This is a genomic window from Streptococcus sp. 3613, assembly GCF_013277375.1.
Lineage (GTDB): Bacteria > Bacillota > Bacilli > Lactobacillales > Streptococcaceae > Streptococcus > Streptococcus pseudopneumoniae.
The window spans coordinates 1-11882 of record NZ_VMMV01000025.1 but is presented as its reverse complement, the minus strand read 5'-3'; the positions used below and the strand labels follow the sequence as shown (position 1 = coordinate 11882).

The following is an 11882-nucleotide window of genomic DNA, read 5'->3' as shown; positions in this document are numbered from 1 at the left end:
GCATCACAATTTAGTAAACGTTAATTCGAAAGAATTACTATACTTATACAGAGCACCTTTCGGGGTGTTCTTTTTTTATACTTTCTTACTAAATTGGTGCAATTGACACAGTTGTTGCGACTTTATACTCTTCGAAAATCTTTTCAAACCACGTCAGCTCTATCTGCAACCTCAAAACAGTGTTTTGAGCAACCTGCGGCTAGCTTCCTAGTTTGCTCTTTGATTTTCATTGAGTATTAGTCTCTCATGTTTGTTTAGCGTCTTAAAAAGACATTTGAGAAGATTAGAAACAGTTCTCTTTTTTCTCCTAGTATAATGATTGGTATGAAGGGAGAGAAAAGATGAAATCAATGAGAATCTTATTTTTGTTAGCTTTAATTCAAATCAGTTTGAGTAGCTGTTTCCTATGGAAGGAATGCATCTTGTCCTTTAAACAAAGTACAGCTTTTTTCATCGGAAGTATGGTCTTCGTTTCAGGAATCTGTGCTGGAGTAAATTATCTTTATACCCGTAAGCAAGAAGTCCATAGTGTCCTAGCCAGTAAGAAGTCGGTGAAGCTTTTTTACAGTATGTTACTTTTAATTAATTTGTTAGGGGCTGTTCTTGTCCTGTCAGATAACTTGTTCATCAAAAATACGCTGCAGCAAGAATTAGTTGACTTTTTATTGCCATCCTTCTTTTTCCTATTTGGACTAGATTTGCTGATTTTTTTACCCTTGAAAAAATACATGCGCGATTTACTTGCTATGCTAGATAGAAAAAAGACAGTGTTGGTGACTATTTTAGCCACACTTCTCTTCTTAAGAAATCCAATGACCATTGTCTCACTTCTGATGTATATTGGACTGGGTTTGTTTTTTGCAGCCTATCTTGTCCCAAATTCGGTCAAGAAGGAAGTTTCCTTTTATGGTCATATTTTCCGAGATCTTGTATTGGTCATTGCTACGCTCATTTTCTTTTAGAGAAAGCTTGTTTTTATGGATGTTATGATGGTAATACTCTTCGAAAATCTCTTCAAACTACGTCAGCTCTATCTGCAACCTCAAAACAGTGCTTTGAGCAGCCTGCGGCTAGCTTCCTAGTTTGCTCTTTGATTTTCATTGAGTATAAGTTTAGCAGGAAAATAGACACAAAAGAAAAGTTTTTGGTATAATAAGAGTATGTACACAAAAAATGAAGAAGAGCTACAATCCTTAGGGGAGCGTTTGGGTCATCTATTAGCAAAGAATGATGTTTTAATCTTAACTGGAGAACTGGGCGCAGGTAAAACGACCTTTACTAAAGGACTTGCGAAAGGATTGCAGATTTCTCAAATGATTAAAAGTCCCACCTATACTATCGTAAGAGAGTATGAGGGGCGTCTTCCGCTTTACCATTTAGATGTTTATCGTATTGGAGGAGATGCGGATTCTATTGATTTGGATGAATTTCTCTTTGGTGGAGGCGTGACTGTTATTGAGTGGGGAAATCTCTTAGGAGATGCCTTGCCAGATACTTATTTAGAATTGGAAATTCTAAAAGAAGCAGATGGACGTCGTTTAAATTTTCAGGCAAAGGGTTTGCGTGCAGAAAAACTCTTAGAGGAGCTTCAACATGGAGTATGAATTGCTCATTAGGGAAGCAGAGCCTAAAGATGCAGCTGAATTAGTGGCCTTTTTAAATCGTGTAAGTTTGGAGACAGATTTTACCAGCTTAGACGGAGATGGTATTCTCTTGACCAGTGAGGAGATTGAAGTATTCCTCAACAAGCAAGCTAGTTCGGACAATCAGATAACCTTACTTGCATTCTTAAATGATAAAATTGCTGGTATTGTAAATATTACAGCTGACCAGCGCAAGAGAGTCCATCATATTGGAGATCTCTTCATTGTGATTGGAAAAAGATATTGGAATAATGGATTGGGAAGTTTGTTGCTAGAAGAAGCGATAGAGTGGGCACAAGCAAGTGGCATTCTGCGTCGTCTCCAGCTGACTGTCCAAACTCGTAATCAAGCAGCAGTTCATCTGTATCAAAAGCATGGCTTTGTAATTGAAGGTCGCCAAGAGCGTGGAGCATATATAGAAGAAGGGAAATTTATCGATGTTTACTTGATGGGTAAACTGATAGATTAGTAGAAATATGGTTAAAAAAATTATTGGAATGGTGCTAGCTTTACTTTCTGTAACTGTAGTAGGAGCAGGTATTTTTGCTTATACTATTTATCAACAAGGGACAGAAACCTTAGCTAAAACCTATAAAAAAATCGGCGAAGAAACCAAGGTTATTGAAGCGACTGAACCTCTAACCATTCTGTTAATGGGAGTGGACACCGGAAATGCTGAACGAACTGAAACTTGGGTCGGTAGAAGTGATAGCATGATCTTGATGACAGTGAATCCTAAAACGAAAAAAACAACAATGATGAGTTTAGAGCGGGATATTCTGACCCGCATTGAATCAGGGAATGGTCAGGCTCATGAAGCGAAACTGAATTCAGCATATGCAGATGGTGGAGCAGAGCTTGCTATAGAAACCATTCAAAAAATGATGAATATCCATATTGATCGCTATGTGATGGTCAATATGAAAGGGTTACAAAAACTAGTGGATGCAGTAGGTGGTATTACAGTCAATAATACCCTAGGTTTCCCAATTTCTATCAGTGACCAAGAAGAATTTAATACCATTTCTATCGGTGTTGGGGAGCAACATATTGGGGGAGAAGAAGCCCTAGTCTATGCACGAATGCGTTACCAAGATCCTGAGGGGGATTATGGTCGTCAAAAACGTCAACGTGAAGTTATTCAAAAAGTCATGGAAAAAGCTCTCAGTTTAAATAGTGTTGGTCATTATCAAGAGATTCTAAAAGCTTTGAGTGACAATATGCAGACCAATATTGATTTGTCTGCAAAAAGTATCCCTAACTTGCTAGGCTATAAAGATTCATTTAAAACCATTGAAACTCAGCAGTTGCAGGGTGAAGGAGAGATGCTTCAAGGTGTTTCTTACCAGATTGTTTCGAGAGCCCATATGTTGGAAATGCAAAATCTACTCCGACGTTCTTTGGGACAAGAAGAAGTCACTCAGCTTGAAACCAATGCGGTCTTATTTGAAGATTTATTTGGCAGAGCACCTGTTGGTGATGAAGATAATTAACTTTTGATACAAATAAAAAATCAATCGTGGGAAATTTCCTGCGATTTTTTCAAAAAAATACGAATAGATAGGTAGGAGGAAACATGAAAGCAGAAATCATTGCTGTTGGAACAGAGATTTTGACAGGACAGATTGTCAACACTAATGCTCAGTTTTTATCAGAAAAACTAGCAGAGATTGGGGTAGATGTATATTTTCAGACGGCTGTAGGAGACAACGAAGCCCGTCTCTTGTCTTTGCTTGAGATTGCCAGTCAACGTAGCAGTCTGGTGATTTTGACAGGTGGTTTAGGGCCGACTGAGGACGATTTGACCAAACAAACTCTGGCTAAATTTTTAGGGAAAGAATTAGTCTTCGATCCTCAGGCTCAGGAGAAGTTAGATGTCTTTTTCGCCCAGCGACCAGATTATGCCCGAACACCGAATAACGAAAGACAAGCCCAAATTGTAGAAGGAGCGACTCCACTGCCAAACGAAACGGGGCTGGCTGTGGGAGGAATACTAGAAGTAGATGGAGTGACCTACGTTGTCCTTCCTGGTCCGCCAAGTGAATTGAAGCCTATGGTCTTAAACCAACTTCTACCCAAGTTGATGACGGGGAGTAAGCTGTATTCCCGGGTTCTTCGTTTCTTTGGGATTGGCGAGAGCCAGTTGGTGACGATTTTGGCTGATTTAATTGATAATCAGACCGATCCGACCTTGGCACCTTATGCCAAGACAGGAGAGGTAACCTTGCGTCTGTCAACAAAGGCTAGCAGTCAAGAAGAGGCGAATCAAGTGCTGGATATTTTGGAACATCAAATCTTGGATCGCCAGACCTTTGAAGGACTTTCTTTACGAGACCTTTGTTATGGTTATGGGGAAGAGTCCAGTTTAGCCAGCATTGTGGTAGAAGAACTGAAAAAACAAGGGAAAACCATCACGGCTGCAGAGAGTTTGACGGCAGGTCTTTTCCAAGCTAGGGTAGCGGATTTTTCAGGAGCTTCAAGTATATTTAAGGGTGGTTTTGTGACCTATAGCTTGGAGGAAAAATCAAAAATGTTGGATATTCCTGTCAAGGATTTGGAAGAACAGAGTGTGGTATCTGAATTTACAGCACAGAAGATGGCTGAGCAGGCACGAAACAAGACTCAATCTGATTTTGGAATTAGTTTGACTGGAGTGGCAGGGCCAGATAGCCTAGAAGGGCATCCAGCTGGGACAGTCTTCATAGGCTTGGCTCGAGAGCAAGGAACTGAGGTTATCAAGGTCAATATTGGAGGCAGAAGTCGAGCAGATGTACGTCACATTGCTGTTATGCATGCCTTTAACCTAGTTCGCAAGGCTTTATTAAGTGACTAACTTTTGATATAATAGTAGATAGGTCTGAGGATCATTAGAATGTAGGAGAATAGAATGGCGAAAAAACCAAAAAAATTAGAAGAAATTTCAAAAAAATTTGGGGCAGAACGTGAAAAGGCCTTGAATGATGCTCTTAAATTGATTGAGAAAGACTTTGGTAAAGGATCAATCATGCGTTTGGGTGAACGTGCGGAGCAAAAGGTGCAAGTGATGAGCTCAGGTTCTTTAGCTCTTGACATTGCCCTTGGTTCAGGTGGTTATCCTAAGGGACGTATCATCGAAATCTATGGACCAGAGTCATCTGGTAAGACGACGGTTGCCCTTCATGCAGTTGCACAAGCGCAAAAAGAAGGTGGGATTGCAGCCTTTATCGATGCGGAGCATGCCCTTGACCCAGCTTATGCTGCGGCCCTTGGTGTTAACATTGACGAATTGCTCTTGTCACAACCAGACTCAGGAGAGCAAGGTCTTGAAATTGCAGGAAAATTGATTGACTCAGGTGCTGTAGATCTTGTCGTGGTCGACTCAGTTGCGGCCCTTGTACCTCGTGCGGAGATTGATGGAGATATCGGTGATAGCCACGTTGGTTTGCAGGCCCGTATGATGAGTCAGGCCATGCGTAAACTTGGTGCTTCTATCAATAAAACCAAAACAATTGCTATCTTTATCAACCAATTGCGTGAAAAAGTTGGGGTCATGTTTGGAAATCCAGAAACAACACCTGGCGGACGTGCTTTGAAATTCTATGCTTCAGTCCGCTTAGATGTTCGTGGTAACACACAAATTAAGGGGACTGGTGACCAAAAAGAAACCAATGTCGGTAAAGAAACTAAGATTAAGGTTGTAAAAAATAAGGTAGCTCCACCGTTTAAGGAAACCGTAGTTGAAATTATGTACGGAGAAGGAATTTCTAAGACTGGTGAACTCTTGAAGATTGCAAGCGACTTGGATATTATCAAAAAAGCAGGAGCTTGGTATTCTTACAAGGATGAAAAAATCGGTCAGGGTTCTGAGAATTCTAAGAAATATTTGGCAGAGCACCCAGAAATCTTTGATGAAATTGATAAGCAAGTCCGTTCTAAATTTGGCTTGATTGATGGAGAAGAAGCTTCAGAACAAGATACTGAAAACAAAAAAGATGAAGCAGTTCAAGCAGATTCTGTGAATGAAGAAGTGACACTTGACCTAGGCGATGAACTTGAAATCGAAATTGAAGAATAAGCTGTTAAAGTAGTGGAGAAATCCGCTACTTTTTCGATTTTTGATTCAAGATTTCAGATTGACTATAGTTTGCTGTTTCTTGTGGCTCCACTAGAAAGCTGATGTAATAGCCTTATGAATAAAAAACGAACAGTGGACCTGATACATGGTCCGATTCTTCCTTCTCTCTTGAGTTTTGCCTTCCCAATCTTGCTGTCTAATATCTTTCAGCAACTCTATAACACTGCTGATGTCTTGATTGTTGGACGTTTTCTTGGACAAGACTCCTTGGCAGCGGTAGGGGCGACGACAGCGATTTTTGACCTGATTGTAGGTTTTACTCTTGGTGTTGGAAATGGCATGGGGATTGTCATTGCCCGTTATTATGGAGCTCGGAATTTCACTAAAATCAAGGAAGCAGTAGCATCCACCTGGATTTTAGGGGCTCTTTTGAGTGTTGTAGTGATGCTGCTGGGCTTTCTTGGTTTGTATCCTCTTTTACAGTACCTAGATACCCCTGCTGAAATCCTTCCCCAGTCCTATCAATATATTTCTATGATTGTGACTTGTGTCGGTGTCAGCTTTGCCTATAATCTTTTTGCAGGTTTGTTGCAGTCCATTGGGGACAGTCTAGCTGCCCTTGGATTTTTGATTTTTTCTGCTCTGGTTAATGTGGTTCTGGATCTCTATTTTATTACGCAACTGCATCTGGGAGTTCAATCCGCGGGACTTGCTACCATTATTTCGCAAGGTTTATCAGCGGTTCTTTGCTTTTATTATATCTGTAAGAGTGTGCCAGAACTTTTGCCTCAGCGCAAGCATTTCAAATGGGATAAGTCCTTGTACGCAGATCTCTTGGAGCAAGGTTTGGCTATGGGCTTGATGAGTTCAATTGTGTCCATCGGCAGTGTGATTTTACAGTCTTCTGTCAATACCTTTGGCGCAGTGATTATAAGTGCACAAACGGCGGCTCGACGCATTATGGCCTTCGCCCTTCTTCCGATGACTGCTATTTCTGCTTCGATGACGACCTTTGCTTCTCAGAATTTAGGTGCTAAGCGCCCAGACCGTATTGTTCAAGGCCTTCGAATCGGCAGTCGTTTAAGTATATCCTGGGCAGTTTTTGTTTGTGTTTTCCTCTTTTTTGCCAGTCCAGCCTTGGTTTCCTTCTTGGCTAGTTCGACAGATGGTTACTTGATAGAAAATGGAAGTCTCTATCTGCAAATTAGTTCAGCCTTTTATCCCATTTTGAGCCTCTTGTTGATTTATCGCAATTGTTTGCAGGGTTTGGGGCAAAAAATCCTTCCTCTGGTTTCTAGTTTTATCGAACTAATCGGGAAAATCGCTTTTGTGGTCTTGATTATCCCTTGGGCGGGCTATAAGGGAGTTATTCTTTGTGAACCCCTCATCTGGGTTACCATGACCATCCAACTGTACTTCTCACTGTTCCGTCACCCCTTGATAAAAGAAGGTAAGGCCATCTTGGCAACCAAAGTGCTCTCCTAGCTGTATTTGCTAATAAAATCCATTTCCTCTAGTGAAAATCGAAAAAACTTGTGCTGTTATCTTTAGTTTGGTCTTGAAAATAGTTTGACAGACTTTTGACTTCTTTTATATGATATAATAAAGTATAGTATTTATGAAAAGGACATATAGAGACTGTAAAAATATACTTTTGAAAAGCTTTTTAGTCTGGGGTGTTATTGTAGATAGGATGCAGACCTTATCAGTCCTATTTACAGTGTCAAAATAGTGCGTTTTGAAGTTCTATCTACAAGCCCAATCGTGACTAGGATTGTATTCTTTATGAGGTAGAAATAAAGGAGTTTCTAGCTCTGGATTGTAAAAAATAAGTTGTTTTAATTGATAAGGAGTAAAATATGGAAATTGATGTGAGTAAATTAAGAACAGATTTGCCTCAAGTCGGCGTGCAACCATATAGGCAAGTCCATGCCCATTCCACAGGCAACCGTAATTCAACGGTTCAAAATGAGGCTGACTACCATTACAGAAAAGATCCTGAATTGGGCTTCTTTTCTCACGTAGTCGGTAATGGTCGTGTTATGCAGGTAGGACCTGTTGATAATGGTGCCTGGGACGTTGGGGGCGGTTGGAATGCAGAAGGTTATGCACAAGTTGAACTGATTGAAAGCCATGAATCGAAAGAAGAGTTTCTGATTGACTATCGTCTCTATATCGAACTCTTGCGTAATCTAGCAGACGAGGCTGGGATACCTAAAACGCTTGATACTGCTGATTTAGCAGGTATCAAGACACACGAATATTGCACCAATAACCAACCTGACAACAACTCAGATCATGTTGACCCTTATCCTTATCTTGCAAGCTGGGGCATTAGTCGTGAGCAATTCAAGCAGGATATTGAAAACGGCTTGACGATTGAAGCAGGATGGCGACAGAACGATACTGGCACCTGGTATGTACACTCAGATGGTTCTTATCCAAAAGATAAGTTTGAGAAAGTTAATGGTACCTGGTATTACTTTGACGGTTCAGGATATATGCTTGCAGACCGCTGGAAGAAGCACACAGACGGCAACTGGTACTGGTTTGACCAGTCAGGCGAAATGGCGACAGGCTGGAAGAAAATCGCTGAGAAGTGGTACTATTTCGATGGAGAAGGTGCTATGAAAACAGGCTGGATCAAATACAAGGAGACTTGGTACTATCTTGATAGTCAAAATGGGGACATGGTTTCTAATGCCTTTGTCAAATCAAATGATGGCTGGTATTACCTTAAAGAAGATGGCACGATAGCAGAAAAACCAGAATTTACAGTCGAGCCTGAAGGCTTGATAACAGTAAAATAATAATGGAATGTCTTTCAAATCAGAACAGCGCATATTATTAGGTCTTGAAAAAGCTTAATAGTATGCGTTTTCTTGTGGAGATATTTCCTTCAATTTTTGCTACTATATTAAATAAAAATCAAAAAGCAAACTAGAAAGTTATGCTAAAATAAAATCTAAATTTGACAATGTAAATCGAGTCGGATAGCTTTAAGTACTGTTTTGAGGTTGAAGATACGATTTTTGATAGGAACTCATCAAATAGGTTTACTATCATCAATTTTGGATTTTTAAGCAGTATCAATAAATTGCTTCCTTGTTTTGTCATAATTTTTTTATTTAAAAAATTTATTTTATGACAAGAGTGTGCTATTCTTTTTATGAGAGGTGTATGAATATGATAAATGTATGTGATGTTGGAAAAAGAATAAAAGAACTTAGAATATCTTCAAATCTTACTCAAGATAAGATTGCTGAATATTTGTCTTTGAATCAAAGCATGATTGCCAAAATGGAAAAAGGTGAAAGGAATATCACGTCGGATGTTATTGAGAAACTATCTGCCCTGTTTTGCTGTACGGTTGAATATCTTTTGTTTGGCGAACAAGCTGAACAACAGTGTGTAATATCGTTTAGAAAAAATAAAATAGTAGACCAAGATCTTAAAGTTTTAGCGAAAATCAATAAAATTGTATTGAATCAATTTGAGATAGATCAGCTATTGGAGACAAAATAAATGATTGATAAAATGGATTTAAGTAATAAAGCTTCAAATCTTAGAAAAAAGTTGGGAGCTGACGGTGAAGCGCCGATAGATATTTTTAAATTGGTACAAAAGATAGAGAATTTGACGCTGGTATTTTATGGACTCGGAAAGAATATTAGCGGAGTCTGTTATAAAGGAACTCAGTCCAGTCTCATTGTAATCAATTCAGACATGTCATTAGGAAGACAAGGATTTTCTTTAGCACATGAACTGTATCATCTTTATTATGATGAGGTGAAGAAGAGTTCAGTCAGTCTTATCTTGATTGGTGAAGGAGATGAAACTGAAAGAAAAGCGGATCAGTTTGCTTCATATTTTTTAGTTTCCCCATCTTCACTGTATAGGATGGTTGAGGAAATCAGAGAAAATGCTAATAGAACTCATCTTGAAGTAGAAGATATTATAAAATTGGGTCAGTTTTATGGTATCAGTCATAAAGCTATGTTATATAGATTGCGGAATGATGGATACCTTGATGCAGAAGAAATTAAAAATATGGATATTAGTGTTATAGAGACAGCTTCAAGATTAGGCTATGATACAAGTTTATATCGTCCTTTGTCAGAAAGTAAAAAGGAAATGGTATTAGGACACTATATTAAATCGACTGAACAACTTTTAGAAAATAACAGAATTTCGCAAGGGAAGTATGAGGAACTGCTACTAGATGCTTTCAGATATGATATTGTATATGGGCTAGATGAAGAGGGGGAGTTGTCGTTTGACTAGTCGTGTATTTATTGATACAGATTGTATTTCAGCATTTTTATGGGTTGGCACTGAACATCTTTTAGAAAAGCTCTATTCGGGTAAAATTGTTATTCCACAAGAGGTGTATGATGAAATCAATATACCTACAATCCCCCATTTAAAATCTAGGATAGACCAGTTAGTAGCTAAGGGTTCAGCTGAGATTGTGAGCATAGACATTGGAACTGAAGAATACGCATTATATAGAAATTTAACAAGAAATCATGATAGTAACAAGGTTATTGGTAAGGGAGAAGCGGCTTCTATTTCCTTAGCGAAAAAGCATAACGGGATATTAGGAAGTAATAACCTAAGAGATGTTCAACCATATGTAGAAGAATTTTCTTTAGAACATATGACGACAGGAGATATACTGATTGAAGCGTTTAAAGCGTAATTTATTACTGAACAAGAGGGCAATCATATCTGGAATAATATGCTTAAAAAGAGAAGAAAAATTGGTGCAAATTCATTTTCAGACTATCTTCGTGGAAGTGTTCATCAAAATAGACAAAAATAAATTTGGATAAATCGAACTTACTATTCAGGAGGAATATGAGCAATTCGAAGAAGAAAAGTGTCAAATTGAGCCTATAAGAGTAGAAATGACCTACATAGGGGATGAGAGAAAAGTTGTCCTTGAAGTTTCCTTGAACGATCAGTCGCATGTCAAACGATATGTAGGGTAATGTGAGAAGGGATAGCGAGTAGTTTTTGGTTATTTTATCAAAAAACTTGTATTTTATCATACTGAATGATAAAATACAAGAAAAATAGTAGAATAAAGGAAAGCTTTTCTAAAATGTGTATCTCCCCACAGGATTCGTTCTTGTGGGATTTTTTTCGTTAAAGAAAGCGATAAATATTGACTTTTTGAAAGAAAGATGTCATAATTAAGTTGGAAAAAACGTAAAAGTATCACTTTTCTCGTTATCCCGACTCCCAAAACGTCGTTAAACCGCTCGGCAATCCATGGAGACATGGACACATAGTAGTAAGCACGCTATGTGGCTTGGCAGAGCTAAAAACTGTTCCCTTGCGATAAGCCTAATAAGCACAACATAGGGAGTTAGAGAAGCCGACTCTAATCATCCACTTTGGGCAGTAGTGAGAACTGCCCCGTGCTTTTTTTATTTTGAGAAAATATGGAGTTTGTCGTTGAAATTACTTGATTGTATTTTAGATTATCAAGAGAAATTCGATGGAAAAACATGTCAAGTATCAACGAATTATAAGCATTTAGAGACTTTCGAAGTAGATTTTTGCTTGACTGATTTACATCACTTATTTGGCTTGCACAAAATCACACGAGATTATGCTAGTCAAACAATACCTGCTATTCAAGCTGGTGTTTTTATTTTGGAAGATTTTAGAAATCATCCTATGTACAATGATGTAATCGAAAGGATATCTTTGTATAGTTTTATCGGTGATATCTTCTATTCTAAGATAACAAGTTGTTGTATCCTAGCCAAAGATTTATCTAAAAACACTATGAAGTTGGACGTCATATTTTTTGAAGATAGAAACAAAAGATCCGCAATTTTAGGTTTACGAAGAGATAAAAGTGGAATGTTTAAACCGGTTACTCTACATTTTACAAGCGCTAAGAAATATGCTAAAGTTCGTAAAACAGATGTGAAAGAAATTCAATGGTTATAAAAAACTTTTCGCAGGCTTCGGCTTGCGTTTTTTTGTTTGATAAAATTAAAAAAATGTGCAAAAATAAGTAGAATTGAAAACAGGAAAAAACACCTCCTTTCGATTCGCCAAGCCTCTTCGCAAGGCAATGAGGGGGCGGAGAGACGCGCTCGTCAACAGAAGTATCTCATTGGAAATGTTGCTCACTTTTTTAGTGAGCTTTTTATTATGGCTTCAAG

General features: G+C 38.5%; 13 protein-coding genes. All 13 read left to right on the top strand.

All coding sequences use genetic code 11. From position 1 onward, the window contains the following. Positions 1-341: 341 nt before the first annotated feature. Entirely contained in the window at positions 342-962 is a 621-nt protein-coding gene (locus HT708_RS03130) for a hypothetical protein (protein WP_100104637.1), read from the top strand. A gap of 198 nt (positions 963-1160) precedes the next feature. Further along, the gene (gene tsaE / locus HT708_RS03125; protein WP_050243134.1) at positions 1161-1604 is read left to right on the top strand and encodes a tRNA (adenosine(37)-N6)-threonylcarbamoyltransferase complex ATPase subunit type 1 TsaE; all 444 of its coding nucleotides are present in this window, start codon (positions 1161-1163) and stop codon (positions 1602-1604) included. After that, positions 1594-2112, top strand: coding sequence for a GNAT family N-acetyltransferase (locus tag HT708_RS03120; RefSeq protein WP_000455532.1), 519 nt, complete (start codon positions 1594-1596; stop codon positions 2110-2112). Before tsaE ends, HT708_RS03120 begins: the two co-directional genes overlap by 11 nt. A gap of 7 nt (positions 2113-2119) precedes the next feature. Continuing rightward, the gene (locus tag HT708_RS03115; RefSeq protein WP_000239274.1) at positions 2120-3136 is read left to right on the top strand and encodes an LCP family protein; all 1017 of its coding nucleotides are present in this window, start codon (positions 2120-2122) and stop codon (positions 3134-3136) included. Between the two features lie 83 nt (positions 3137-3219). Beyond that, on the top strand, positions 3220-4476 hold the full coding sequence (locus tag HT708_RS03110) for a competence/damage-inducible protein A (RefSeq protein ID WP_000642684.1): 1257 nt from the start codon (positions 3220-3222) through the stop codon (positions 4474-4476). Between the two features lie 54 nt (positions 4477-4530). Then, positions 4531-5697, top strand: a complete 1167-nt coding sequence (gene recA, locus HT708_RS03105) for a recombinase RecA (RefSeq protein ID WP_001085465.1) — start codon at positions 4531-4533, stop codon at positions 5695-5697. Positions 5698-5811: 114 nt separating this feature from the next. Beyond that, positions 5812-7182 (top strand): MATE family efflux transporter, encoded by a 1371-nt coding sequence (locus HT708_RS03100; protein ID WP_001036247.1) that lies wholly within the window; start codon positions 5812-5814, stop codon positions 7180-7182. 374 nt (positions 7183-7556) lie between these two features. Beyond that, the gene (locus HT708_RS03095; protein ID WP_000401884.1) at positions 7557-8507 is read left to right on the top strand and encodes an N-acetylmuramoyl-L-alanine amidase family protein; all 951 of its coding nucleotides are present in this window, start codon (positions 7557-7559) and stop codon (positions 8505-8507) included. 370 nt (positions 8508-8877) lie between these two features. Further along, positions 8878-9222 carry a helix-turn-helix transcriptional regulator gene (locus tag HT708_RS12120; protein WP_001056000.1) on the top strand — a complete coding sequence of 115 codons (345 nt, stop codon included), beginning with the start codon at positions 8878-8880 and terminating at the stop codon, positions 9220-9222. Positions 9223-9234: 12 nt separating this feature from the next. Continuing rightward, on the top strand, positions 9235-9981 hold the full coding sequence (locus tag HT708_RS03085; RefSeq protein ID WP_306345051.1) for an ImmA/IrrE family metallo-endopeptidase: 747 nt from the start codon (positions 9235-9237) through the stop codon (positions 9979-9981). After that, positions 9974-10399, top strand: coding sequence for a hypothetical protein (locus HT708_RS03080; protein ID WP_000204075.1), 426 nt, complete (start codon positions 9974-9976; stop codon positions 10397-10399). Before HT708_RS03085 ends, HT708_RS03080 begins: the two co-directional genes overlap by 8 nt. 710 nt (positions 10400-11109) lie before the next feature. Then, complete coding sequence (locus HT708_RS03075) at positions 11110-11664, top strand: PBECR4 domain-containing protein (RefSeq protein ID WP_311141307.1); 555 nt, start codon at positions 11110-11112, stop codon at positions 11662-11664. Positions 11665-11700: 36 nt separating this feature from the next. Beyond that, a partial coding sequence (locus tag HT708_RS11600; RefSeq protein WP_205380607.1) for a hypothetical protein occupies positions 11701-11882 on the top strand: 182 nt, incomplete at its 3' end.

Excerpts from the sequence above, each read along its gene's own strand:
- HT708_RS03130 (WP_100104637.1), top strand. The coding sequence starts at position 342 with ATGAAATCAATGAGAATCTTATTTTTGTTAGCTTTAATTCAAATCAGT.
- recA (WP_001085465.1), top strand. The coding sequence starts at position 4,531 with ATGGCGAAAAAACCAAAAAAATTAGAAGAAATTTCAAAAAAATTTGGG.
- HT708_RS03110 (WP_000642684.1), top strand. The coding sequence starts at position 3,220 with ATGAAAGCAGAAATCATTGCTGTTGGAACAGAGATTTTGACAGGACAG.
- HT708_RS03115 (WP_000239274.1), top strand. The coding sequence starts at position 2,120 with ATGGTTAAAAAAATTATTGGAATGGTGCTAGCTTTACTTTCTGTAACT.
- HT708_RS03100 (WP_001036247.1), top strand. The coding sequence starts at position 5,812 with ATGAATAAAAAACGAACAGTGGACCTGATACATGGTCCGATTCTTCCT.
- HT708_RS03095 (WP_000401884.1), top strand. The coding sequence starts at position 7,557 with ATGGAAATTGATGTGAGTAAATTAAGAACAGATTTGCCTCAAGTCGGC.
- HT708_RS03085 (WP_306345051.1), top strand. The coding sequence starts at position 9,235 with ATGGATTTAAGTAATAAAGCTTCAAATCTTAGAAAAAAGTTGGGAGCT.
- tsaE (WP_050243134.1), top strand. The coding sequence starts at position 1,161 with ATGTACACAAAAAATGAAGAAGAGCTACAATCCTTAGGGGAGCGTTTG.
- HT708_RS12120 (WP_001056000.1), top strand. The coding sequence starts at position 8,878 with ATGAATATGATAAATGTATGTGATGTTGGAAAAAGAATAAAAGAACTT.
- HT708_RS03120 (WP_000455532.1), top strand. The coding sequence starts at position 1,594 with ATGGAGTATGAATTGCTCATTAGGGAAGCAGAGCCTAAAGATGCAGCT.